We start from the raw sequence: 25,067 nt of genomic DNA on the forward strand, positions 1-25,067 counted from the left end.
AAACGCGTCCCTACCAGAGCGGCCGGCCCGTCATCGAGCACGCCGGAAAACCCTCCCGCGACGGCCCGGCCGAAAATCAGATCATCACATGCGCATCCGGATGCCCCACAAAGGAGAACTGCGCGTTACGCGTGAGCTTGATGTCGTCGGCCTGCCAGGTGTGCATGCCCGCGTCCCCACTGCGCCAGTAGACGAAGTTGAACCGGTCCGCGGAGTAGATCTTGACCCGGTCCTCCTTGAGCCGGCGGACCAGCCGGGTGTCCTCGCCCCGGGTGACGTCCTCGAACCCGTAGTGCCGGAACATGTCGGCCTTACCGAGGAAGGTGCCGCCCTGCACCAGGAAGGCGTAGCGGTGCTCCAGCCCCGGCAGGCGGAGCATCGTGGTGTTGCTGCCCTCGAAGTAGGCGTAGTGCGCGCCCTTGCCGACCAGTTCGGCGTCGGAGTAGTCGAAGGCGCGGGCCAGGTCCGACAGGTAGTGCTCGCCGTACAGGTTGTCGTCGTCCATCTTGGCGATCAGCTCGCCCTCGGCGGCGGCGATGCCCAGGTTGAGGCAGGCGCCCAGCGACAGTGACGAGTCGGCGGGCAGCACCACGACGTCGGTGATCCCGGCCATCCGCGCCTTGTCCGCCACCACGACGGGGTCGATGTCGAGCCCGTGCAGGACCATGACGAGCTGGACAGGGCGGTGGATCTGCTTGGCCACCGAGGAGATCGCGTGCTCGATCTGGGCGGCCCGGTTGGTGGGCAGCACCACCGAGATCGACCGGGTCCGCCGCTGCACCGGCTTGCCGAGGATCTCCAGGATCTGGTCCACCCGGTGCGAGAACAGGTGCTTGTCGAAGACCTCGCGCATCGCCAGGTGCCCCTGGCGGGCGCGCAGCTCGGGGCTGTTGATCAGGTGCAGGACCTGGTTGTACGACTCCAGCTCGTCACGGGCGATCGGGATCAGCGATCCGAAGGTCTCCTCGATGGCCCGCGACCAGCCCGAGACGATCGACGTCGAGCAGGCCGACAGCTCGAAGACCCGGCGGGCGCACATGGTCGGCGAGTCGAGTACCGAGTTCACGTTGAGGAAGACCTTGTACATCTTGTACGCGGCCAGCATCTGGTCGTACGGGAGCTCGCCCACGATGTGCGGAACGTACTCGGCAGGCCAGGCGTACTTCTCGTCCACGGTCCCGTTGCGCGCGAAGATGTGCAGGCCGAGTTCGCGGATCGGGGCGAGGACGGTCTCCATCTGTTCGCGGCGCTCGGGGTGCTTGTCCCTGAAGTACATGCCGGCGAAGACCACGTCGTTCAGGCGGCCGCGCTTCTCCTGGATCGGGTTGTGCACCCGGGGCTGCGCGGCGAACTGCAGCACGTCGACCCGGTCGTGACCCAGCACCTCGCGGTAGCGGGGGACCATGTCGCCGTCGCAGGTGAAGACGTAGTCGAACAGCTTGGCCGTGTCGATGAAGAAGTCGAAGTTCGGCGGGTCCTCCTTGTTCCAGAAGACCGTGGGGATCCCCTCGACGCGGCACCAGTCGATCAGGGCGCGCAGTTCGGGCTTGGGGGCGTTCGTCCCGGTCATCTGGTAGCGCCAGCGGCCCTGGTTGCCGTGCCAGGCCGACTCCACGAACAGCAGCTCGGGACGGCGCTCGGCGAAGATCTCCGGCCAGTCGCGGAGCCCGAACTCGATCTGGTCCCACTCGTACTTGAAGGCCATCCGGGAGAAGTCGTCCAGGATGACCGCGACCTTCATGTCCGGACGGACGATCGGGCCGGCCGGCCACTTGACCTGCGGCACGTCGACCACGGGCCCCTGCTGGTCGAGCTCGGCGACCACCTCGGCCACCGGGCGGGGCGGTTTGGGGCCCTTGCGCGTCTGCATCGCGGAGCGCAGTTTGCCCGGCAGCGCGGTGACCCCCGATCCCTTGGCCGCGGTCAGTGCCTCGGCCACCCGGTACGGGCGCTGTACCTTGGTCGACTCCAGCTTCCACTGCGCGTAGTCGGCCTTCGCCTCGGCGATGGCGAGCCGCCGCTCAAGGTCCCGGACACGCTCCTCGAAGCGCTCGACGACCTTGCGCTCCTCGGGCAGCCAGTTGATCGGCCCAAGACGCTGGAACTTCGGCTCTTCGGGGGTCTCTTCGCTCATGGGGGATCGCCTTTGTCCGGGGTCGTGCCAGGCTACGGCCTAAGCCGTGCCGAAATAGCCGTTTTAAAGTGATTTGGGCGGTACGGATTGCCCGGCCGGGGAGAGATTGCCGCCGCGCAGCCAGTTCTCGATCACCCGGGCGATCCGGGGACCGGCCTTGCCGTCCCAGAGCGGGGGCAGCTCGCCGGAAGGCGTCGCCGCGCCGTCCGCCAGTGCCAGGTCGGCGGCGGCGGGCAGCTGCGCGGGGGTGACCAGCCGGTTGGTGCCGTGCGTGATGGTGATCGGCCGCTCGGTGTTGGGCCGCACGGTGAGGCAGGGGACGCCCAGCATGGTCGTCTCCTCCTGCACGCCGCCGGAGTCGGTGACGACCAGCGTCGCGCCCCGCACCAGCGACAGGAAGTCCACGTAGCCCAGCGGGTCGATGATGCGCAGGTTCTCGGTGTCCACCAGCCCGGCCTCGGCCAGGCGGGTCCGGCCGCGCGGGTGCAGCGGCACCACGACCGGGAGGCGCTCGCTCACCGAGAGCACCGCCTCGACCAGCTCCTTGGCGGAGGCGGGGTCGTCGACGTTGCCGGGACGGTGCAGGGTGGCCACCCCGTACCGCTCGGGAAGGCCGAGCCGGGAGCGGACCGGGGCCGGGTCGAGGTGGTCCAGCGCGGAGAACAGGCTGTCGATCATCGGGTTGCCGACGAGGTGCACCCGGGCCGGGTCGACACCCTCGGCGGCCAGGTAGGAGAGCGCGTCGGGAGAGGTGGCGAAGAGGATGTCGGACAGCGCGTCGGTGACGATCCGGTTGACCTCCTCCGGCATCTCCCGGTCGAAGGAGCGCAGGCCCGCCTCCACGTGCGCGGTCGGCACGTGGAGCTTGGCGCACACCAGGATCGCGGCCAGCGTCGAGTTCACGTCGCCGTAGACGACGACCAGCGTCGGCCGCTGCTCAAGCACCACATCCTCAAGGCCGACGAGCAGCGCCGCCGTCTGGCGGGCGTGCGAGCCGGAACCGACGGCCAGGTTGGCGATCGGCTCGGGGAGACCGAGGTCGGCGAAGAACACGTCCGACATGAGCGCGTCGTAGTGCTGGCCGGTGTGGATGATGCCCTGCCGCACGCCCAGTTCGGCGAGCGCGCGCACCACCGGAGCGGCCTTCACGAAGTTGGGCCGTGCGCCGAGCACGTGCAGGACAAGGGGATTCTCGGGGCCCTGAGCAGCGCCCGGACCGGCAAAGTCCCTCATTGACCTCGCCTTTCATGCGGCAGTGGGGCAAACCTTGCCTATGGTACGGTCACGGCGTGGTATCCGATGCCAACAGGCCAGACTCCCCCTCGGTTCCCGCGAAGGTTCCCGCGAAGCCCTCGGCTCCCGCGAAGCCCTCGGTGCCGGCGACGCCCGCCACATCGGTGACGCCTCCGGCCGCCGAGCCTGACGCGGAGCCGGTGGCGACCTCGGGCACGGCGACGGCCCCGGAGGCGGAAACGCCCTCCGAACCGGAGACGACCGCGGCCGTGGAACTGCCTCCGGCCGTGGAGGTGCCCACCGAGCCCGCCCCGCCGCCGAGTGCGGAGACGCCCCCGGTCGTGGAGACGCTTCCCGGTTCGGACACGCCACAGGCGTCGGTGACGCTCCCCGCTCCGGCGACGCCCCCGGACGGTGGGAAGGCCCCCGCGGGGCCGGTGTCACAGGCTCCGGTGTCGGCGAAGTCGGCCAGGGCCGGCCTGCGCGGGTTGATCAAGGGTTTCGTCCAGCATCCGGTGATCGTCTCCCGGGTCGTGGCGACGAAGGTCAAGTCCGACCCGGTACGCGTGGCGCAGGCGGCGGCCGAGACGCTCCCGTCGAGCGTCCGTCCCATCGTGGGCCGGTTCGCCTGGCCCGTCGCGCGCCGCGCCAAGATCGTCGTCCGCAAGCTCGGCATGCGCATGGTGAAGGGCCCGTGGACCGAGGCGAAGGAGCACTTCGACGCCGGCCGGATGAGCGAGGCCGCCGAGGTGCTCCAGGCCCATACCCGCTACCCCTTCATCAAGCGCCGGGCCGCCTACTACGCCGGAGAGCTGGCCTCGATCCAGCCGAACCCGATCCCGCCCAAGGCGAAGGTGATCGTGGGTGAGCGGTTCGGTGGCCGGGTGCTGCACTGTGTGACCAACGCGCTGCCGTACACGCAGGCCGGATACACGGTTCGCACGCACCGCATCGTCACCTCGCAGAAGGCCGCCGGGCTGGATCCGCACGTCGTGACCAGCTGGGGCTGGCCGATGATGCAGGGCCACGCCGACGCGACGCCGTACGAGGAGATCGACGGGATCCCCTACCACCGGCTGCTGCCGAGCGGCGAGGTGCCCTTCGAGAGCCAGGGGCGGATGATCCGGGGCGCCGGAGAGGTCACCGAGCTGGTCAGGACCCTGCGTCCGCAGGTGCTGCACGCCGCGACCGACCACCGCAACGGCTCGGTGGCGCTGGCGGTGCGCGAGCGGACCGGCACGCCGATGGTCTACGAGGTCCGGGGCTTCCTGGAGGAGACCTGGGCCTCCCGCGACCCCAAGCGCATCGGTAGCCAGCGGCACGTGCTCCAGCGCGACCGCGAGGCGTTCATCATGCGCTCCGCCGACGCGGTGGTCACCCTCGCCGAGACCATGGCGACCGAGATCGTCGAGCGCGGGGTGCCGAGGGAAAAGATCTACCTGGCGCCGAACGCGGTCGACGACTCGCTGCTCAGTGCCGAGTACGACGGTATGGCGTTCCGCGCCGCCTACGGCATCGAGCCCGGTGACGTCGTCATGGGTTCGGTGTCGAGCATCGTGGCCTACGAGGGTTTCGCCACCATGATCAACGCCGCCGCGCTGCTGCGGGACGAGGGCGCGCCGGTCAAGATGCTGCTCGTCGGCGACGGCGTGGAGCGGGCGGCACTGCTGGAGCAGGTCGAGGAACTGGGGCTCGGCGACATCGCGATCATGCCGGGACGGGTCGGCCCCGACGAGGCGCTGCAGGCCCAGTCGGCGATCGACATCTTCGTCTGTCCCCGAGAGGACCTGCGGGTCTGCCGACTTGTTACGCCATTGAAACCGGTCGAGGCGATGGCTCTCGGCAAGCCGGTCGTGCTGAGCGACCTGCCCGCCCTGTCGGAGCTCGTGGGTTCCGACGGCGCCGGGCTTCTGGTGCCGGCGGGAGACCCCGAGGCACTGGCCAAGGCGATCGCCGGACTGCGGGACGATCCGGGGCGAAGGGCCGAGATGGGTGAGGCTGGACGGGCAGAGGTGGCCGCGAAGCGTACGTGGAGCCGCATCGCGGAGACGTACCGTGATATTTACCGATCCATTGCCGGTTAATGACCTTGTCATGGCACCGGGGATACCTGCCGTTTGTGATGCGTTCAATCGCATTAGGCGTAGCTCGTTCGGACTTGAGATAGCCTTTGCGACCATGAAGTGTTGTTTCCGGCGTTCCAAGGTCATCCAGTGACTGCCTACGACCTGGCCATCATCGGTCTGGGCTACGTCGGCATGCCCCTGGCCAAGGAGGCCACGGCAGCCGGTCTGCGGGTCATCGGCTTCGAGGTCGACCCCGGCAAGATCGCTGCTCTCAACGCGGGCAGGTCCTACATCGACGACCTGACCGACGCCGACCTTGAGCACATGCTGGCGGGGGGATTCACCGCCACGGGGGACGAGTCCGTGCTGGCCGACAGCCGGACCATTGTCATCTGCGTGCCGACCCCGCTCGACGAGGACCACCGCCCCGACCTGTCCGCGGTCGAGGGCGCCACCGGCACCGTCGCACGTAACCTTCGCGCGGGCTCGCTGGTGGTTCTGGAGTCCACCACCTGGCCCGGCACCACCGACGAGGTCGCCCGCCCCATCCTGGAGGAGGGCTCCGGCCTCACCGCGGGCACCGACTTCCACCTCGCCTTCTCGCCCGAGCGCATCGACCCGGGCAACCCCAAGTACGGCCTGCGCAACACCCCGAAGGTCGTCGGCGGCTACACCTCCGCCTGCAAGGACCGCGCGGTCGGGTTCTACTCCCAGTTCATCGAGCAGGTCGTGCCGGTCAGCGGCACCCGCGAGGCCGAGATGGCCAAGCTCCTGGAGAACACCTACCGCCACGTCAACATCGCCCTCGTCAACGAGATGGCGATCTTCTGCGACGAGCTGGGTGTCGACCTCTGGGAGTCGATCGAGGCCGCCGCCACCAAGCCGTTCGGCTTCCAGAAGTTCCTCCCCGGACCGGGTGTCGGCGGTCACTGCATCCCCGTCGACCCGTCCTACCTCTCCTACACGGTGCGCAAGCTGGGCTATCCGTTCCGCTTCGTCGAGCTGGCCCAGGAGATCAACGAGCGGATGCCGTCGTACGTGGTGGCCCGCGTGCAGCGCCTGCTCAACCGGCACAGGAAGCCGGTCAACGGCTCCAGAGTGCTGCTGCTCGGTGTCACGTACAAGCCCGACATCGCCGACGAGCGCGAGACCCCGGCCCTGCCGGTCGCGCGGGCGTTGCGGGAGCTGGGCGCGGAACTGGTCTTCACCGACCCGTACGTCAAGGACTGGCGGGTCGACGGAGTCCAGGTGCCGCGCGAGGAAGACCTCGCCAGGGGAGTCGTCGAAGCCGACGTGACGCTGTTGCTCCAGCAACACGCCGCCTTCGACCTGTCGATTGTCGAGGACCAAGGCAAGCTCGTGCTCGACACCCGAGGCGTGCTCGCCGAGGGTGAACGCGTCGAGCGGCTCTAGCGACGAAGGGCTGCGCGCAGTGCACGTGCTCGTCATGACCGTGGTGCATCATCCCGAGGACGCCCGGATCCTGCACCGGCAGATCCGCGCGCTCGTGGACGCCGGTCATGAGGTCACGTACGCGGCCCCGTACACGGCGCGGGGCGTCATGGCCCGATCCTGGGTGAACGGCATCGACCTTCCCCGTGCCGCCGAGCGCAAGCGGCTGTCGGCGGTGCGCGCCGCGCGCAAGGTCTTCAAGCGCATGCGCGGGCAGGTGGACCTGGTGGTCATCCACGACCCCGAGCTGCTGCTCGCGGTGGTGGGAGTGCGCAAGCGGCCCCCGGTGGTCTGGGACGTGCACGAGGACACTCCAGCGACGCTGTCGCTGAAGCCCTGGCTGCCGGCGTTCCTCCGCCCGCCGGTGCGCTTCATGGCCCGCCTCCTCGAAGGCACCGCCGAGCGATACCTGCACCTGCTGCTGGCCGAGACCGCCTACGCCGGACGGTTCCGCCAGGCCCACCTGGTGGTGCCCAACGAGACCTGGGTGCCCGACGAGGTGACGCCGCCGGGCGACGACCGCATCGTCTACCTCGGCTGGCTGTCGGAGGCGCGCGGGGTGCGCGAGGCCATCGAGGTGGCACGGCTGCTCCAGCCGTACCGGGTGGCGGTCGAACTGATCGGCTACGCCGACCCGCAGTCGCGGCCGACGCTGAACGAGGCGGTGGCGGAGGGTGTGCTGGAGTGGCGAGACTTCATGCCCAACGACGAGGCGCTCAAGCGGCTCGACGGCGCGCTGGCCGGCCTCTCCCTGCTGCACGACGAGCCCAACTACCGGCACTCCATGCCCACGAAGATCGTGGAGTACATGGCCCACGGCATTCCGGTGATCACCACCCCCTCGCCCCGCGCGGTGGAACTGGTCGAGCGCTACGACAGCGGCATGGTCGTGCCCTGGCGGGATCCCAAGGCCGTGGCCCAGGCCGTGCTCTTCCTCCGCGACGACGTCTCGGCGAGGCATGCCCAGGGCGCTCGGGGGTATGCGGCGGCCCGTGCGAACCACCACTGGCCCAACTCGGCCCGTCGTTTCGTCGCCCAGCTGGAGGCGTGGGCGGGCGTCAAGAGCTGATTTCCGGTATGACAAAGCTCCTTATGTCTGCCAGATCACAAGAACGGTAGTGTCCTGAACGTGCGCTGGCTCATCGCTTTCCTGGGCGTGGCGATCCTCGCGGGAGTGGCGGCGTTCGTGATGATCACGCCCGTCGAAGACGGCTCTCCGACCAGTGGGAGCTCGCCGCTCTCGCCCTCGCCCTCCCCTTCGGTGCCGGTGCCGGAGGCGACCGAGTTCACCGACCCGTGTGGAACGTTCGACACGGCCATGGGGGCGCCGTACGCGATCACCGGCTACTGGCTCGTCCCGACCGCCGACCACTGCACCTGGCGGCGGCAGTTCGCCGCCATCCACAAGGTGGGCGGCGACACCGTGATCCGGATCGGCTGGGGCCTGCAGGCCCGCAGGGTCGACGACGACGGCCGGATCCTCGACCGCGAGGGAAAGATCGATTCCCGCTACGAACCGTGTGAGGAGAACGGGGTGCCGTGCGTGACCGCGGCGGAGAACGACCTCAAGGCCGCCAACCCGGGCAACCGGGTGAGCTGGACGTTCGTGTACCGGACCGACGAGGCGTTCGGCTCCCAGCTCTTCCGCTGCCCCGAGTTCGAGCGGAAGATCGTCACAAGGAAGACCGTCTTCTACCGGATCGTCGCCACCGACGACGGCAGCGACGACGCGAGCTGCGAGAACATCAGGGGCAAGGGGCGCGGCTACCACGTGATCCTGATCGCGGGCGCGCACGAGGACAGCCTCACCGAGCTGCTCGACCTCGGTGACCAGTTCGGGGTGAAGGTGTTCCCCGCGCTGCCGCTGGCCCCCCGCGACCCGGCGCAGCAGACCCGGGCCGCCAAGCAGGGCACGGACACGCTCACCACGCTCACCCGGCGCATCATGCAGGACTACGGTGCCCGCTTCCGGGACCGGCCCTCGCTGGGCGGCTTCTACCAGCCGTTCGAGCTGCAGATGCGGGAGATGAAGTACACCGGCGAGTCGGACGACGACCATCCGACGCTCAAGATGTACGCCTCGCAGCACCAGATCGTCGAGCAGGAGATGCCCGGCAGCCCCGTCCTGGTCAGCCCCTACCTCGACGCCCGCAAGGACAAGTCGTTCAGCGCCACTCCCAAGCAGGTGGCCAGGGGCTTCGAGGCCCTGGTCAGAACCGGGGTCGGGATCATCGCGCCGCAGGACAGCCGGGGAACGGGGAAGGTCGGGTTGTTCTGGCCCGACCAGCGCGAGGAGAAGGCCGACAGGCGGCTGTGGCCGGTCGTCGGGGAGAAGCGCAACGGCGACGCCTACCACGGCTCGACCCGCGACTACTACCGGGAGATGTCGACCGTCCGGACGGAGATGGCCGAGCAGGGCCACAACGTGGAACTCTGGGCCAACGTCGAGGCGTTCGAGCCGTCCGGAGAGGAGACCTGCGCGGCCGGGTACGACAGGGGGAGCACCGACAAGGAACGGCTCGACACGGCCGTGGCGCAGGTCGGACGCTATGTCTCCAAGGTCGTCTCCTACATGTGGAGCGACTTCTACACCTGCGGCTCGCCCTCCCTCGCCGAGGAGATCGCCCGCGACTGGAACCGGCCCATCGCGGCCGACGCGGTCCGCATGCAACGCGACATCCAGGACGGCATGGAGATCCGCGGTTACAACATGCCCATGGGCTCCAAGGTCACGATCACCTGGGAGGGGCAGCAGGAGCCCCGTGTCGTCGACGTGGCCGGGGTGAACCTCACGGACATGCCGCCCGGTCTGCCGGTGCGGATGGAGACCGCGTGGATCCCGTTCGACTGGTCCCAGGTGCCCGAGGACACCTGGGTCAAGGTCTCGGTCGCCGCGGCCGACGGGCGTGCCGCCTCCGAGCCGTTGCACGTCCGGGTGAGGCTCTGACCGGTGTAACGTGCCTGCCATGGTTCCGCGCATTCCCGTCAGCGTGGACCTGGTCGTCCTCACGGTGCGTTTCCAGGCGCTGTGCGCGCTCGTCTGGCGGCGCGACAAGCCGCCGTACGAGGGACGCTGGGCCCTGTCAGGCGGCTTCATCCATCTCGACGAGGATCTGCCCGCCGCGGCGGAGCGGATTCTCGCGGAGCGGGCCGGTCTGCCGGGCGCGCCCGTGCACCTGGAACAGCTCCAGACCTACGGCTACCCCGACCGCGACCCGCGCCAGCGTGTGCTGAGCGTCGCCTACCTCGGTCTCGCCCCCGACCTTCCGGCCTCCACCGAGGCGCACATGAGCTGGCAGCCGGTCTCCTCGCTACTGCGCGAGATGGCCTTCGACCACCGGCGCATCATGGTCGACGGGATCGAGCGGGCCCGGGGCAAGCTGGAGTACACCCCGCTCGGCGCGGCCTTCTGCCCGCCGGAGTTCACCGTCGCCGAGCTGCGCCGGGTCTACGAGATCGTCTGGGGCCGTGTCCTCGACCCGCGGAACTTCCACCGCAAGGTCACCAAGGCCGAGGGTTTCCTGGTGCCCACCGGTGACACCACCACCCGCGACGGCGGCCGCCCCGCCAAGCTCTACCGCCGTGGGCCCGCCACGATGCTCCACCCCCCGATGCTCCGCTCCCTCAAGGACTGACGGCCCTTTCCGGCGTGGTACGCCGGGGATCTCTGCCTGGGTCTCCGCGGCACCCGCCGGGCTCCAGGAAGGACCTCACCGGCCTGCCGACCGGTCAAGGCCGAGGGTCGCCGATCTCCGTCAGATCGATGTCGATGTCGTAGGGGAGACTGAGCTTCAGCCGGTTTTGGTGAACGCCGGTGAGTGCGTACACCCCGGTCACCGGGTTCAGTTCGTAGACGTGGACGCTGGGGCGGCCCTCGACGTTCTCGATCCGCCAGAAATGGGGGATGCCGGCCTGGGCGTACATCTGGGGCTTACGGTTGCGATCGCGCTCCTCGGACTCCTCGGAGACGACCTCGATGGCGAGCAGCACGTCTTCCGCCTCGTAGAAAGTCCGCATCATGTCGGAGGGCGCGTGTGCGTGCAGGATCACCAGATCTGGCTCCGGCCGTTGACGTCGCCCCAGTTTCACCGTCATCTCCCGCTCTACCCGAAGGTGGGCGGGTGCCGTCCGATCAAGCTCTCTGTGCAGGAGGAAGAGCACGAGAGCGTGAAAACGGGTCTGGGGGCTCACGAACACGAGGGTGCCATCGATCAGTTCCGTATGAGGAGGGATCCCCGGAAGCCGGTCGAGGTCATCGGCGGTAAAGCCCTCTATGGGGGGGATCGCCCAGTCGGGGATGGGCTCGACGTCGGCCAGCGGTGCGATGCTCATGTCGTCCTTCCGCTCGGGCATGCCTCTCACCTCCAGTCTTACAGGATGATGCCTCATCCGCCCGCTGCTCATAAAGTAAGGCCATGCCTCGTTTCCGCGCGATCCTGGACACAATGCCCCCTTACCGGGCGGGCAAGGCCGTGGTGTCCGCCGACGGCCGGTCCTACAAGCTCTCCTCGAACGAATCCCCCTACGAGCCGCTGCCCTCGGTCGTCGAGGCGGTCGCCAGGGCCGCGGGTCAGATGCACCGCTATCCCGACCCGGCCGCCACTGGGCTGACCGAGGCGCTCGCCGAGCGGTTCGGTGTGCCGGCCGAGCACATCGCGCTCGGCGCGGGCTCGGTGACGGTGGCCCAGCAGCTCTTCGAGACCGTGAGCGAGCCGGGCGCCGAAGTGATCTACGCCTGGCGGTCCTTCGAGGCGTACCCGCTCCTGGCCGACCTGGCGGGGGCGACCTCGGTGCGGGTCCCGCTGCTGGGCGAGGGGCACCATCTGGAGGCCATGGCCGACGCGATCACCCCGCACACCCGCATGATCTTCGTCTGCAACCCGAACAACCCCACCGGCACCGTGGTCCAGGCGGCCGAACTGGAGGCGTTCCTCGACCGGGTTCCGCAGGACGTGCTGGTCGTGCTCGACGAGGCGTACCACGAGTACGTCAGGGACGCCGGGGTCCCCGACGGGGTCGACGTCTACCGCGACCGGCCGAACGTGGCGGTGCTGCGCACCTTCTCCAAGGCGTACGGCCTGGCCGGGCTCCGGGTGGGCTACCTGATCGCCGCGGAGCCGGTGGCGTCGGCGGTCCGCAAGACGACCGTGCCGTTCGCGGTCAACCAACTCGCCCAGGTCGCGGCGATCGCCTCGCTGGCGGCCGAGGAGGAGTTGCTGGAGCGGGTCGAGGTCGTGGTCAAGGAGCGCGACCGGGTCCGCGGAGCGCTCGTCGCCCAGGGCTGGACGGTGCCGGCGACCGAGGCCAACTTCGTCTGGCTCCGGCTGAACGAGCGCACGCTGGACTTCGCCGAGGCGTGCGCGGCCGAGGGCGTCGCGGTGCGGCCCTTCGCCGGCGAGGGCGTCCGGGTCTCCATCGGCGAGCCCGAGGCCAACGACACCTTCCTGGCGGTCGCCGCGGCCTTTCCGAGGGGCTGACCGCCTCGCCGCGGCGTTTCCGGCACCGGCCGGGAGCGCCGTGGCGGGATGACCACCGCGCGAGGGCGAGCCCGTGGCCTACACGGTCGCGGGCTCAGGGCCGGAGACGGGTTCCGGCTTCCTGCGCCGCTCCGTGGAGACCACCAGGGCCACGCCGAGGACGATCACCAGGCCGCCCACGATCATCGAACCGGTGACCTCCTCGCTCAGTACGAGGGCGCCCAGCACGACCGCCACGACCGGGTTGACGTAGGCGTAGGTGGAGACCAGCGAGATCGGGGCGTTGTTCAGCAGCCACACGTACGCCGTGAAGCCGACCAGCGACCCGACCATGATCAGGTAGGCGAGCGCGATCCACGACCGGGTGGAGACGTCCGCGAGGTCGACGTGCTCGCCCACCACGGTGGCGGTCAGGGCGAGCCCGACGCCGCCGGCGGCCATCTCGACGGCGCTCGCGGTGAAGGGGTTCGCGGGCATCGGGATGCGGGAGGTCAGGAACGAGCCGACCGACCAGGACAGCGACGCCAGCAGGATGATCACGATTCCGGTGCTGTCGGCCGCGCTGCCCCCACCGGTCAGCGAGAGGACCGCCACACCGCCGAACCCGATGAGCACCCCGGCGAGCGTCAGTACCTGCGGCCGGTCCCTGAACAGGACCCTGAAGATCACGAGCCAGAGTGGTGTCGAGGCCACCAGCAGCGCCGCCAGTCCGCTGGAGATGTGCTGCTCGGCCACGGCGACCATGCCGTTGCCGCCGTTCAGCAGCAGCAGGCCGACCAGGGCGGCCCCACCGGCCTCCTTCCAGGTCATCCGGAAGGACTCGCGCCCCTTCAGCAGGCGCACCGTGACGCCGAGGACGAGCGCGGCCGTGACGAAGCGGATGGCGCCGCTGAGCAGCGGGGGCATCGTCTCGATCACGATCATGATCGCGAGGTAGGTGGATCCCCACACCACGTACACGATCGCCAGCGCCCCCCAGACGAGGAGCGCCTTACGGCTGTCAGCACTGTCATGACGCATAGCTCGTGACAATACTGGCAAGGCCCGACATATCGCACGCGGGGTTCGGTCCCCTCCGCCACGCTGAGATCGACGCTCGCGGCCTGGCGGACCCTCGCCGCGCCGGGGCGGGCGGACCGTGCCCCCGCCGGTCGTGCCACGCCGAGCCGGACGGGCCGTGACCTGGGAGGTTCCGCCGTCCGGGTGCGGCGGAAGCCTCCAGGTCGAAAGGCGGAGGGCTCAGCGGGTGCCGAGCTTCTCCACGATCAGCCGGTACAGCTGGCGGGGACGGCCGGGTTGCGGCGTCCGGTTCGGCGGAAGCGGCCACGCGAGTCCCTCGTCTACCAGCGTGCGCAGCAATCGCCGTGCCGTACGCGGGGTGACGCCCAGCATCTTGCCCGCGCCCTCCGCGTCCACCACCGTGTCCCCACCCTCAAGCTTGGCGGCCAGCCGGGCCAGCACCTCCACACCCTTGGGCTTCAGCGGTCCCGTGCCCTGGGGAGGCATCCTGGGAGCCGGGATCAGTGCCCTGCCCTCGCGGTCGACCGCGAAGCCCTGGGCCTGCTTGCCCGCCTGGGTGCGCGCCAGAGCGGCCCTGGCGTGCGACTCGGCGTCGTGGGTGGTACGGCCCATGCCGACGCCGACCTCGACCGCCAGGCCGAGCTCGTCGCGGACCCGCGCGGCGAACGGCAGGACCCGGAACCCCTCGGTGGCCGAGGCCACCGAGCCGCGGGTCGCGGTGACCATGTAGCTGTGATCGTCGACCGCGGTGACCGACGCGTTGATCCGGTTGGCCTCCTGCACCAGCAACCGGTGCAGGGAGAGCCGGAGCTCGTCGCGCCAGTAGCGTGGCGCGGCCCGGCGGACCGGCTCGCGCAACGTGGGCACCTCCACCAGGACCACGGTGAGTTGTGACTCCTCCAGCCGGTGGTGCGCGCCGAGCAGCGCCGCCGTGTGCAGCGCCGTACGCACCGCGGCGGAGGTGGGGCGGATCCTGACCACGGGCACCCCTGCCGTCTGAAGGCGGTCGGCGACCGCGGGCAGGCAGGTGAGCGCCCCGCTCGTGCTGCCCTGGCGGGCGAGGCGTTCGTGGAAGGCCGCGATCGTGCCGGTGGCGCCCGGCTCGTCGCGGCTCTGCACGTCCCCTGAGGGAAGGCTCAGATCGCTATAGGCCTCCTCGACCTCTGCTCTGCTCAGGATGTCGATGCTGACCCTGCGCGGGTCTATCCGCTCGTCCAACGCGGCCCTCGCCAGCGCGGCGATCAGCGCGGCGCCGCCGAGCTGGACATACGTCGCGGGCATCGTCAGCACCCCCGATCGCCGGGCCAGGTCGTAGGGGACCGGACTGGCGAACAGACATGCGTCCACCCCGGCTCCCAACCGAGTGACCTTGTCCGCGGCCTCCTGCTCGTCACGGTATGCCGCCGCCACCAGGCGGCAGGGTAACGGGGCCGCCGCGTGCCCCATCAACATCACCCGTTCAACGAGGTCATGGGGGCCCACCACACCGATGGTGAGGTCTGGTGTCATGGCACCCGGGCGTGACACTCGTGGCGCTTCTTCGGCCCGCTCGACCAATGTTCGTCCCATCATGCCGTCCGTTTGTTTTCGGCTCTCTTTTGGAACGATCGCTTGTGAGGGCCGTAATGTCACGCCCGATTTGCGGCCAATTCCGGAAGCTGCTTCCGGGTTAAACCCATGACTGGCATCGTTTACACAGGTCAGCGCGGTTTTTGAGCAGCTCAAACCCGCTGATTATGACGCTGAAATCTCTCGGCGCACATCGCCGCCCAGGGCCTGCATGCGCTCGGCCAGATAAGAGTGCCCGCGGTCGATGAGATATCCCGATCCGATCACAGTCTCCCCTTCGGCGGCCAGACCCGCGAGCACGAGGGCGATTCCCGAACGCAGGTCGTGAGCGGTCACCTGTGTTCCAGTGAGCGGAGTCGCACCGCGAACCACGGCGCTGTTCTCTTTCACTTCAATATCGGCGCCCATTTTGTTCAGTTCTGAGGCCAGAGCGAAACGACCGTCGAAGATTCGTTCATGAATGTAGCTGACGCCGTCGGCGAGACAGGCGACCGTCATGATCGGTGACTGCAGGTCGGTGGCGAAGCCGGGATAGGTGTCGGTGATCACATTGATCGGACGCAGCGGACGATCCCTGCGCACGTGCAGCACCGCGCCGTGGTCGGCGAACTCCACCCCCATCTGCTCCAGCTTGTAGCGGACCACGCCGAGGTGGTCCAGGTCGGCACCGACCAGGTTGACCTCTCCGCCGGTGACGGCGGCGGCCATGGCGAACACGCCCGCGTCGAGGCGGTCCGGCATCACGGTGTGCTCGACGGCCTGGAGCTCCTCCACGCCCTCCACGGTGATGAACCCGGTGCCGCCGCCGCTGATCTTCGCGCCCATCCGGGTCAGCATGTCGATCACATCGAGGACCTCGGGCTCCAGCGCGGCGTTCTCGATCACGGTGGTGCCGCGTCCGAGGGCGGCGGCCATGATCAGGTTCTCGGTGCCGGTGTGCGAGGGGGTGTCCAGGTACAGGGTGGCGCCGGTGAGGCCCGCCGACTTGACGTGGATGACCGCGTCACCCTCGTCCACGATCGCGCCCAGGCGCTTGTAGCCCAGGTAGTGGAAGTCGAGGTTGCGGCTGCCCAGGTTGCAGCCGCCCACGCCCTCGATGATCGCCTCGCCGAGGCGGTGCAGCAGGGCGGGCACGAACAGCACCGAGCCGCGGAAGCGCCGGGCGATCTCCGCGGGCAGCACCGGGCTGCTCAGCGTCGAGGCGTCGATCACCAGTGTGCGCTCCGCCTCGTGGAGCTCGACCTTGGCGCCGACCGTCTCTGCCAGCTCGACCGCACGCCGGACGTCCTCGATGATGGGGACGTTGCGCAGGACCGTGCGACCTTTGGAAGCCAGCAGCGCGGCACCGATCATGGGCAACACGGCGTTCTTGGCACCCTGGATGAAGGCGGTTCCACGAAGTGGGTTGCCACCGCGCACGCGGTAACGGACCATGCGTCATGCTCCTTGGAAGTGTTCTGGGTAACTCGTGTGGCGCGAGGCGGCAGCCGAGGTTATCGGCCAACAGTAGCCGTTGAATGCCCCTGAACCGGCCAGTTCGAGGGTGAACTGCCCATGAACCGGCCGATAAGTCATCTGCCGCCGCCGTGTTGCGCGGCGACCACGCCCTCGCCTGCGGTTTCCGGGCTCGCGGGTGTCACTGTGGGGTGCGGCACCGGGAGCCCCCGGGCCTCGGATGCTACCTGCCCTTCGTGTTCACCGCGGTGGTGAGCGGGGAGGCGGCCGACAGGAGACTGTCGGCCCGCTGGTCCACGAAGCGGGTGACGACCTGCTGTCCGTACCCGAACGCCATCGCCCAGACCAGGATCGCGGGCTGCGAGCCGAGCCCCGCGAAACCGGGCACGAAACCCGAGTTCAGGATCAGCAGCCCGAGCACGGCCGTGGCCACCCCCGCGGGCGCCTTGAGCAGGTTCTGGACGACGGCCAGCGAGTAGCGGGTGGACAGCTCCGAGCGGGTCGACAGCGAGGCGGCGGTGGCCAGCGCCGCGCCCAGCATGCCGATCAGGGCCACCAGCGGGACGTCGCCGTGGCCGGGCCGCAGGCCGCCGGTCGGGCAGATCTGGGCGGGCAACAGCCCCTGGGTGCGGATCACCGACTGGTCGCCGCACATCGGGATGACGTCCGGCCAGATCGCACCGATGACCACCACGCTCAGCACGATCAGGGAGAGCATGACCACCCCGCCGAGGAGCAGGTTGCGGAAGCTGCGGACCCGCCCGGTGTCCATCGCCTGCGCGGTGTACGCGGCCCGGAGCACCGACTGCATCAGCGGCCGGTCGTTCTCACCGAGGTCTCCCGCCGCCAGCCTGGCCTGGAGGTGGACAAGCCGGGGGTCGTCACCGGGCAGGTAGGCCCGGCCGATCGCGACCACCTCCGGCGCCCGCCCGCACAGCTCCGCCACCGGCAGCACGCCGTACAGCATCACGGTGGCGCTGTTGACGTTGGACCAGGCGCCCTCGATGGCCTGGCCGGTCAGCCAGCGCCGCACGCCGTGCCTGCTGCGCGCGTACGCCTGCGCGCGGGCCAGGTGTGTGCCGATGCCCTCGCCCGCCGAGACCAGCCGGCCCGCCTCGTCGCACATCGTCAGGGCGCGCTCGGCGTCGGCCCTGATCTCCTCGCTCCGGGTGGCCACGTAGACCCGCCAGGTCCCCGGCCAGCGCAGCACGCCGGTGTCGCCGATCCGCTCGGCGGTCAACGCTGGATCAAGCGACATCGTTCCTCCGGGGGGCGGAGTCGGCCTGGGCGGGGCACCGATGCCCCAGGCTTATCGCGACATGCCGATCAGGCGCTACCCGAATGCGGGCCGGTGCCCCGGCCTTCAGTCCGGGGTGAAGGCGGCACGGGCTGAATCCCCGGGGAGCGCGTCAAGCCTCACCGGGAAGGCCGTGCCGCCTTCAGAGGGCGCGGCCCGCGATGTCGGTGCGGTGGTGCGAGCCGCGCAGCCGGATGTGCTCCACCGCCTCGTAGGCCGCCGCCCGTGCCGCGGGGACGTCGGGCCCGGTGCCGACCACGCTGAGCACCCGGCCGCCGTTCGAGACGATCCGGTCGCCGTCCGGCGCGGTGCCCGAGTGCAGCACGTAGGCGTCCTCGACCGGGTCGGACAGCCCTTCGATCACGTCGCCCTTCACCGGATCCGCCGGGTAGTTCTCCGCCGCGATCACCACGGTCACCGCGGCGCCGTCGCGATAGGAGAGCGGCCCGAACCGGTCGAGCGTCCCGTTCGCGCAGGCGAGCAGCAGGCCCGCGAGGGGCGTCTGGAGCCGGTCCAGCACGACCTGGGTCTCCGGGTCGCCGAACCGCGCGTTGAACTCGATCACCTTCGGGCCCTTGGAGGTGAGGGCCAGCCCCACGTACAGCACCCCCGTGTACGGCATGCCACGCCTGGCCAGCTCGGTCACGGTCGGTATGACGGTCTCGGCCATCACCTGGTCGGCGAGGTCGTCCGGGGCCCACGGCAGCGGCGTGTAGGCACCCATCCCGCCGGTGTTGGGGCCCTGGTCGTCGTCGTAGGCGCGCTTGTGGTCCTGGGCGGGCTGGAGCGCCACGGCCGTGGCGCCGTCGCAGAGCGCGAACAGCGAGACCTCGGGGCCGTCGAGGAACTCCTCGACGACCACCCGCCCGCAGGCGGCGGCGTGCCGGAGCGCCTCCTCGCGGTCGTCGGTGACCACCACGCCCTTGCCGGCGGCCAGGCCGTCGTCCTTGACCACGTACGGGGTGCCGAACTCGTCGAGCGCCGCGGCGACCTCCTCCGGCGTGACGCAGCTGTGGGACCGCCCGGTGGGCACGCCCGCCGCGACCATGACGTCCTTGGCGAAGGACTTGGAACCCTCGATCTGGGCCGCCTGCCGTGAGGGGCCGAAACAGGGGATGCCGGCCTGCCTGACGGCGTCGGCGACGCCGGCGACCAGCGGGGCCTCGGGGCCGATCACGACCAGCTCCGCCCGGAGCCGCTCGGCCAGTTCGGTAACCGCGGCCGGGTCTGTCGGTACCACCGGATGCAGGGTCGCGACCTGCGCGATACCCGCGTTTCCGGGAGCACAGTGAACCTCGGTGACCTGGGGGTCCGCCGCCAGCGACCGGCACAGGGCGTGTTCACGCCCGCCGGTTCCAATCACAAGAACGCGCACTTGTCAGAGCCTATCGTCCCTGCGGATCGTCCCTCGGGCCGTGTCCGGCACGCCCGGATTTCGCCGGTGCCCGAACCCCCCAGGGTTATCCACAGGCTGTGGATAACCCTGGGGGGTTCGCGAGGTGTCGGTACGCACGAGAGGTACCGGTAAACAGGGTGTGAATTTTGTCAGGTTGTGCATGATCGATGCTTGAACCTGGGAGTAAGCTGAGAGCCATTCCCCCGTTCGTGTTAAGTTTTGAGTTGCTTTGCGTGTCCCTTGCTGATTGGAGGTGGTTCGGGATGTCCTCTGGCGATCCCAGCAGTACGTGCTCGCGCACGCCTGCTGTGCGCACCCTCGACCACCCCATCTCGGTGCCCGACCGGCACCGCACGCATCGCCGCCTCCCCTTGTGGTGACAGCGCATCGCGTGCGGAATCCCGCCAGGTTGGGCGGGAAAGGCTCGCCATGCGCTCCTCGCTCCTTTTTCCCCGTATCAAGCACGCCCGCACGATCCGTGCCCCGCACGCGCCCGCCGTCTCGCTCGGTGTGCGGATGAGCGGTGTCTGCGTCCCGCCGAGCGACTCGCTCGTCGAGTACGCCGCCTACATCGACGGCAAGAAGATCGAGGCCCTGGGCATCCCCGACGCCCTGGAGCTCGTCCGCGCGCACAACGCGTCCGTCGAAGGGAACAACGCCTTCGTCTGGGTCGGCCTGCACGAGCCCGACGCCCCCGAGGTCGAGTGGCTGGCGGAGGTCTTCGCCCTGCACCCGCTCGCCGTCGAGGACGCCGTCAAGGCTCACCAGCGACCCAAGGTCGAGCGCTACGGCGACTCGTTGTTCGTGGTCCTGAAGACCGTCGCCTACCTCGACCACGACGTGCTGACCGCGACCAGCGAGATCATCGGCACCGGAGAGATCATGGTGTTCGTCGGCACCGACTTCGTGGTGACCGTGCGGCACGGCCGGCACTGCCCGCTCTCGGAGGTGCGGGAGCGCCTTGAGGACAAGCCCAAGCTGCTCAGCCGGGGCCCCACCGGCGTGCTGCACGCGATCGCCGACCACGTCGTCGACAAGTACCTCACCGTGGCCGACCGGATGCAGACCGAGCTGGAGGACGTCGAGGCGATGGTCTTCGCGGACGTCAGCGCCCGCGACATCGGCCGGATCTACAACCTCAAGCGCGAGATGATCGAGATGAAGCGGTCCGTCACACCGCTCCAGGCGCCGATGTCCACGCTGGCCCAGCGCCGGATGATCCCCTCCGAGATGCGCGAGTACTTCCGTGACGTCGTCGACCACCTGGCCCGCGTCTGCGAGCAGGTCGAGTCGTCCAACGAACTCTGCAACTCCATACTGCAGGCGGCGCTCGCCCGTTCCAACGCGCTCGCCAACGAGGACATGCGGAAGATCTCCTCGTGGGTCGCCATCATGGCCGTCCCCACGATGATCGCCGGCATCTACGGCATGAACTTCGAGCACATGCCCGAGCTCGACTCCGTCTTCGGCTACCCGCTGGTGCTCGGCGTGATGGTCGTCGCCTGCACGCTGCTCTACCGTGGCTTCCGCCGCAACGGCTGGATGTGATCCGATCCCTCAGGCGCTCACCGGGCGGGCGGGGGTGACCGGCTTCGGGATACGCATGCCCCGCCCGGCCCACAGGGCGATCATCCGGTCGGGATAGTCGGTGACGATCGCGGCCGCCCCGAGATCGAGCAGTTCGGCCGCCCGCCCGGGGTCGTTGACGGTCCACACGGCCAGCGGCAGGTCGGCCTTCTCCGCTCGCCGGGCGAGCTCGGGGTCGACCATCACGTGCTCGGGGGAGAGCGTGGTGCCTCCGGCCTCGGCGGCGGCGGCCGGGATGTCGCCGCCGAAGTCCTCCAGACGGAGGCCGTCGAGCCAGGCGCTGTCCATGGTGGCACGTTCGATCAGGGCGTACCGCCCGGTCGCGGGGGCCAGGGAACGGGCGATCCGCAGGACGCGCCAGTCGAAGCTGAGGATGGCCGCCCGGTCGAGCCTGCGGTGCCGGTCGAGCTCGGCGACCACCATCTCGGTGAACTCACCGACCTCGGCGCTCAGGTCGGGCCTGGTCGGGTCCGACTTGAGCTCCACGTGCACCCGCACCCCGTCGGCTCCGTAGGCGTCCATCAGCCCCAGCACGGAACCCAGGGTCGGCATCCGGGTGTTCGGCACCGGCAGCTGGGTCGGGACGAAACGGTCTTCGGGGTGGCGCGGCACCCGTACTCCGCACTCCAGCGTGCGCAGCTGCGCCAGCGTGAGCTCGCCGACGGGCCTGCCCACGTACGGGAAGGCGGGATCGCCGCGGAAGGCGGGCCGGACGTCGGTACTGGTCACAGCGGACACGGTGAGGTCGTGTGTGAGCACCAGCCGCCGATCGGCGGTCAGTGCGACGTCGAGCTCCAGTGCGTCGACGCCCAGCTCCAGGGCGTGGGCGAAACCGGGCAGGGTGTTCTCGGGACGGAGCCCACGGGCCCCACGGTGACCGTGAATCTCGGCATGCACACAGGGACCTTATCCATCTCGCGTACCGATCCCCCATTACGGCTCGCGCCTCGGCGACGCCGGGCATGACCGTACCGGTCGAAACCATGCCCTTGGCACTTTCGCCCGCCGCGGTGCCGCCGGCCATCGCGCTTCGTGCGGCGTCACCCGGCCGGTCCCCGCCGCGGCGGGGACCGGTGGGAACGGACCTAGATCAGCGGGTGGATCTGGAGCGTCTCGGTGCGGCCGGGGCCGACGCCGATCGCGGAGATCCTGGAGCCGCTCATCTGCTCCAGGGCCTTCACGTAAGCCTGCGCGTTGGCGGGCAGCTCCTCGAAGCTCCTGACGCCGGTGATGTCCTCCTGCCAGCCGGGGAACTCCTCGTACACCGGCTTGGCGTGGTGGAAGTCGGTCTGGGTCATCGGGATCTCGTCATACCGGACCCCGTCGACCTCGTAGGCGACGCAGACGGGAATCCTCTCCAGGCCGGACAGCACGTCCAGCTTGGTGAGGAAGTAGTCGGTGACACCGTTGATACGGGTGGCGTACCGGGCGATGACCGCGTCGAACCAGCCGCAGCGGCGGTTGCGGCCGGTGGTCACCCCGTACTCGCCGCCGGTGGTGCGCAGCCAGTCGCCCATCTCGTCGTCGAGCTCGGTCGGGAACGGACCCGAGCCGACGCGGGTGGTGTACGCCTTCAGGATGCCGATCACGCGGGTGAGCCGGGTCGGCGGGATGCCGGAACCCGAGCAGGCGCCGCCGCTCGTCGGAGAGGAGGAGGTGACGAACGGGTAGGTGCCGTGGTCGATGTCGAGCAGGTTGCCCTGCCCGCCTTCGAGCAGCACGACCTTGCCCTCGTCCAGGGCCCTGCTGAGGATCAGCGAGGTGTCGGCGATGTGCGGCTTGAGGCGCTCGGCGTAGCCGAGATACTCGTCCAGGACCTTGTTCGCGTCGATCACCCGACGGTTGTAGATCTTGGTGAGGATCTGGTTCTTCTCGCCCAGCGCGACCTCGATCTTCTTCTGCAGGATGCCCGGGTCCAGCAGGTCCTGGACCCGCACGCCCATCCGGTAGATCTTGTCGCCGTACGCGGGGCCGATGCCGCGCCCGGTCGTGCCGATCTTGGCCTTGCCGAGGTAGCGCTCGGTGACCTTGTCGAGGGCCTTGTGGTGAGGCATGATCAGGTGCGCGTTGGCGGAGATCAGCAGCCGCTCGGAGGAGACCCCCCGGGCCTCAAGCCCGTCGATCTCGCTCAGCAGCACGCCCGGGTCGATGACGACACCGTTGCCGATCACGGGGATGACGTTCGGTGAGAGCACTCCCGTCGGCAGCAGGTGCAGTGCGTACTTCTGGTCGCCGATGACGACCGTGTGGCCCGCGTTGTTGCCTCCCTGGTATCTGACGACGTAGTCGACCTGATCGCCAAGCAGGTCGGTCGCCTTACCCTTGCCCTCATCGCCCCACTGGGCACCAACGAGAACGACAGCCGGCATTGTGATTCTCCCACCGCAAAAACGAAAACCCCTGGCGCAATCGCTACAGGGGCTCTTGCGTGGTGAGAATACCCGACGGCGTCCGAAATGGGGATCTCCCACCTCGGGGCGAGAGATCCCACGGGCAGATCAAGGGGCTGATCAGGGCCGGATCAGCGGCCGGTCAGCTCCTTGGACGCCTCGGCGCTGGAGTCCTTGAGGAACTGGAAGCACCGCTCGGCCTCCTCCTTCTCCCCGATGCTCTGGGCGGCGCGGGCCAGTGCGTGCAGGCACCTCAGGAACCCCTGGTTGGGCAGATGCTCCCAGGGAATCGGGCCGTGTCCCTTCCAGCCCGCCCTGCGGAGCTGGTCCAGGCCCCGGTGGTAGCCGGTGCGGGCGAAGGCGTACGACGTCACGGCGTGTCCCGCCGCGAAGTACTCGTCCGCGAGTGCCGCCCAGGCGGTCGGATAGGCGGGGAAACGCGCGGCGACGTCGGACGGTTGGGCGCCGGATTCCAGCGCCTGTCGAGCTTCGGGCAGGTCCGGGAGCAGGGTGGGCGGCGGGCCGGCGAGAAGGTTCTCGTGCGATTCCATAGCGACAGTCCTATCTGGTGAACCCCCGCCAGGCCAAGATCGGCTCCCGGGGATTTTCAGGAGGCCGATCTCGTGACCTGACGGGGACCCTCCGAACATTGACCGGTTCTACCCGGACCAAGACGCTTTCCCTACCGAGAATTCCCGGTCCGTGTCGGCCGCCGGGTCATCAGGAGATCTTGGTGCCCGCCGACTTGAGGTTCTGGGCGGCCTCGACGATCCGCGCCGCCATCGAGGTCTCGGCGGCCTTGCCGTACGAACGGGGGTCGTACACCTTCTTGTTGCCGACGTCGCCGTCGACCTTGAGCACGCCGTCGTAGTTCCTGAACATGTGGTCGACGATCGGGCGGGTGAAGGCGTACTGCGTGTCGGTGTCGATGTTCATCTTCACCACGCCGTAGGCGATGGACTCGTGGATCTCCTCGAGCAGCGAGCCCGAGCCGCCGTGGAAGACCAGGTCGAACGGCTTCTCCTTGCCGTACTTGGCACCCACCGCGTCCTGGATCTCCTTGAGCACGCTCGGCCGCAGCTTGACGTGGCCGGGCTTGTAGACGCCGTGCACGTTGCCGAAGGTCGCGGCGAGCATGTAGCGGCCGCGCTCGCCCAGGCCCAGGGCCTCGGCGGTCGCGAGGGCGTCCTCGGGGGTGGTGTAGAGCTTCTCGTTGATCTCGCCGACGACGCCGTCCTCCTCGCCGCCGACGACGCCGATCTCCACCTCAAGAACGATCTTCGCGCGGGCCGTCTTCTCGATGAGCTCCCTGGCGATGTCCAGGTTCTCCTCCAGCGGCACGGCGGAGCCGTCCCACATGTGCGACTGGAAGAGGGGGTCCTCACCCCTGGCCACCCGCTCAAGGGAGATGTCGAGCAGCGGGCGCACGAAACCGTCCAGCTTGTCCTTGGGACAGTGGTCGGTGTGCAGGGCGATCGTCACGGGGTAGTTGGCCGCGACGACGCGGGCGTACTCCGCCAGCGCCACCGAGCCGGACACCATGTTCTTGACCGTGGTACCGGAGAGGAAGTCGGCGCCGCCGGTCGACACCTGGACGATGCCGTCGCTTTCCGCCTCGGCGAACCCTCTGAGCGCGGCGTTGAGGGTCTGTGACGAGGTCACGTTGATGGCCGGGTAGGCGAAACCTCCCGCCTTGGCCCGGTCGAGCATCTCGGCGTAGACCTCTGGGGTCGCGATGGGCATCGTGTCATCTCCTGGAGACGGCTGTGGGCAGCTGGCACGGGGCTATGAGGACATCGCCCATGGGCCAGTATTCCGGGTTCCTTCCCAACCGGATAGCTCCGCCACCACTTCGGGGCGTACGGATGTGCCCTCGGCATGGTTTCGGCGCCCACCGGTGGGAAATCTCCGGAGGACTTCTGGTGCTCGCCGGTACGGGATCTCCAGTATGACCTGGTTGGTTGTAGGGGATCTTCTAGGATTCCGGGGCT

Annotated in this window: 20 protein-coding genes; 7 read left to right on the forward strand and 13 right to left on the reverse strand. The window is 69.3% G+C overall.

The window, feature by feature from the left end; translation table 11 throughout:
- Window positions 1-76: 76 nt before the first annotated feature.
- The 3 genes from AB0K21_RS25660 to AB0K21_RS25670 all read right to left on the reverse strand — a co-directional run bounded on the left by AB0K21_RS25660 (window position 77) and on the right by AB0K21_RS25670 (window position 3,917).
- Window positions 77-2,134 (reverse strand): glycosyltransferase, encoded by a 2,058-nt coding sequence (locus AB0K21_RS25660; RefSeq protein WP_364153839.1) that lies wholly within the window; start codon window positions 2,132-2,134, stop codon window positions 77-79.
- 63 nt (window positions 2,135-2,197) lie between these two features.
- On the reverse strand, window positions 2,198-3,367 hold the full coding sequence (gene wecB / locus AB0K21_RS25665) for a UDP-N-acetylglucosamine 2-epimerase (non-hydrolyzing) (protein WP_343961605.1): 1,170 nt from the start codon (window positions 3,365-3,367) through the stop codon (window positions 2,198-2,200).
- A 49-nt stretch (window positions 3,368-3,416) separates the two neighbouring features.
- Complete coding sequence (locus AB0K21_RS25670; RefSeq protein ID WP_364153842.1) at window positions 3,417-3,917, reverse strand: hypothetical protein; 501 nt, start codon at window positions 3,915-3,917, stop codon at window positions 3,417-3,419.
- On the opposite strand from AB0K21_RS25670, the gene AB0K21_RS25675 reads away from it, so the two are divergent.
- The 5 genes from AB0K21_RS25675 to AB0K21_RS25695 all read left to right on the forward strand — a co-directional run bounded on the left by AB0K21_RS25675 (window position 3,901) and on the right by AB0K21_RS25695 (window position 10,520).
- Window positions 3,901-5,451 carry a glycosyltransferase family 4 protein gene (locus AB0K21_RS25675; RefSeq protein WP_364153845.1) on the forward strand — a complete coding sequence of 517 codons (1,551 nt, stop codon included), beginning with the start codon at window positions 3,901-3,903 and terminating at the stop codon, window positions 5,449-5,451. The genes AB0K21_RS25670 and AB0K21_RS25675 overlap by 17 nt on opposite strands.
- Before the next feature lie 129 nt (window positions 5,452-5,580).
- A complete protein-coding gene (locus AB0K21_RS25680) occupies window positions 5,581-6,846 on the forward strand; it encodes a nucleotide sugar dehydrogenase (protein ID WP_343961611.1) in 1,266 nt (421 codons plus the stop codon).
- Window positions 6,847-6,865: 19 nt separating this feature from the next.
- A complete protein-coding gene (locus AB0K21_RS25685; protein WP_343961613.1) occupies window positions 6,866-7,954 on the forward strand; it encodes a glycosyltransferase in 1,089 nt (362 codons plus the stop codon).
- Window positions 7,955-8,014: 60 nt separating this feature from the next.
- Window positions 8,015-9,832 carry a DUF4434 domain-containing protein gene (locus tag AB0K21_RS25690; protein ID WP_343961615.1) on the forward strand — a complete coding sequence of 606 codons (1,818 nt, stop codon included), beginning with the start codon at window positions 8,015-8,017 and terminating at the stop codon, window positions 9,830-9,832.
- A 19-nt stretch (window positions 9,833-9,851) separates the two neighbouring features.
- Window positions 9,852-10,520, forward strand: coding sequence for an NUDIX domain-containing protein (locus tag AB0K21_RS25695; RefSeq protein WP_343961618.1), 669 nt, complete (start codon window positions 9,852-9,854; stop codon window positions 10,518-10,520).
- Window positions 10,521-10,614: 94 nt separating this feature from the next.
- On the opposite strand, the gene AB0K21_RS25700 is transcribed toward AB0K21_RS25695, so the two are convergent.
- Window positions 10,615-11,238: a Uma2 family endonuclease gene (locus AB0K21_RS25700; RefSeq protein ID WP_364153851.1), complete on the reverse strand. Its 624-nt coding sequence runs from the start codon at window positions 11,236-11,238 to the stop codon at window positions 10,615-10,617.
- A 62-nt stretch (window positions 11,239-11,300) separates the two neighbouring features.
- Here AB0K21_RS25700 and hisC point away from each other — a divergent pair, with 62 nt between their 5' ends.
- Entirely contained in the window at window positions 11,301-12,362 is a 1,062-nt protein-coding gene (gene hisC, locus AB0K21_RS25705; RefSeq protein WP_343961622.1) for a histidinol-phosphate transaminase, read from the forward strand.
- A gap of 78 nt (window positions 12,363-12,440) precedes the next feature.
- Here hisC and AB0K21_RS25710 read toward each other — a convergent pair whose 3' ends face one another.
- From AB0K21_RS25710 to purD, 5 genes are all read right to left on the reverse strand, one after another.
- The gene (locus AB0K21_RS25710) at window positions 12,441-13,382 is read right to left on the reverse strand and encodes an EamA family transporter (RefSeq protein WP_364153854.1); all 942 of its coding nucleotides are present in this window, start codon (window positions 13,380-13,382) and stop codon (window positions 12,441-12,443) included.
- 219 nt (window positions 13,383-13,601) lie between these two features.
- Complete coding sequence (locus AB0K21_RS25715; protein ID WP_343961626.1) at window positions 13,602-14,891, reverse strand: GTP cyclohydrolase IIa; 1,290 nt, start codon at window positions 14,889-14,891, stop codon at window positions 13,602-13,604.
- Between the two features lie 225 nt (window positions 14,892-15,116).
- On the reverse strand, window positions 15,117-16,385 hold the full coding sequence (gene murA, locus AB0K21_RS25720) for a UDP-N-acetylglucosamine 1-carboxyvinyltransferase (protein WP_364153857.1): 1,269 nt from the start codon (window positions 16,383-16,385) through the stop codon (window positions 15,117-15,119).
- 244 nt (window positions 16,386-16,629) lie between these two features.
- Entirely contained in the window at window positions 16,630-17,664 is a 1,035-nt protein-coding gene (locus AB0K21_RS25725; RefSeq protein ID WP_364153860.1) for a hypothetical protein, read from the reverse strand.
- Between the two features lie 181 nt (window positions 17,665-17,845).
- Complete coding sequence (purD, locus tag AB0K21_RS25730) at window positions 17,846-19,078, reverse strand: phosphoribosylamine--glycine ligase (RefSeq protein ID WP_343961633.1); 1,233 nt, start codon at window positions 19,076-19,078, stop codon at window positions 17,846-17,848.
- 450 nt (window positions 19,079-19,528) lie between these two features.
- On the opposite strand from purD, the gene corA reads away from it, so the two are divergent.
- On the forward strand, window positions 19,529-20,647 hold the full coding sequence (corA, locus tag AB0K21_RS25735; protein ID WP_343961635.1) for a magnesium/cobalt transporter CorA: 1,119 nt from the start codon (window positions 19,529-19,531) through the stop codon (window positions 20,645-20,647).
- 9 nt (window positions 20,648-20,656) lie between these two features.
- On the opposite strand, the gene AB0K21_RS25740 is transcribed toward corA, so the two are convergent.
- The 4 genes from AB0K21_RS25740 to fbaA all read right to left on the reverse strand — a co-directional run bounded on the left by AB0K21_RS25740 (window position 20,657) and on the right by fbaA (window position 24,819).
- Window positions 20,657-21,583 carry a glycerophosphodiester phosphodiesterase family protein gene (locus tag AB0K21_RS25740; protein WP_343961637.1) on the reverse strand — a complete coding sequence of 309 codons (927 nt, stop codon included), beginning with the start codon at window positions 21,581-21,583 and terminating at the stop codon, window positions 20,657-20,659.
- 188 nt (window positions 21,584-21,771) lie between these two features.
- The gene (locus AB0K21_RS25745) at window positions 21,772-23,055 is read right to left on the reverse strand and encodes an adenylosuccinate synthase (RefSeq protein WP_343961640.1); all 1,284 of its coding nucleotides are present in this window, start codon (window positions 23,053-23,055) and stop codon (window positions 21,772-21,774) included.
- A gap of 152 nt (window positions 23,056-23,207) precedes the next feature.
- Window positions 23,208-23,627 carry a DUF3151 domain-containing protein gene (locus AB0K21_RS25750; protein WP_030916144.1) on the reverse strand — a complete coding sequence of 140 codons (420 nt, stop codon included), beginning with the start codon at window positions 23,625-23,627 and terminating at the stop codon, window positions 23,208-23,210.
- Window positions 23,628-23,796: 169 nt separating this feature from the next.
- Window positions 23,797-24,819: a class II fructose-bisphosphate aldolase gene (gene fbaA, locus AB0K21_RS25755; RefSeq protein WP_364153867.1), complete on the reverse strand. Its 1,023-nt coding sequence runs from the start codon at window positions 24,817-24,819 to the stop codon at window positions 23,797-23,799.
- Window positions 24,820-25,067: the final 248 nt, after the last annotated feature.

Origin of the sequence: Streptosporangium sp. NPDC049248 (genome assembly GCF_040678965.1) — a bacterium.
GTDB classification, from domain to species: Bacteria; Actinomycetota; Actinomycetes; order Streptosporangiales; family Streptosporangiaceae; genus Streptosporangium; species Streptosporangium fukuiense.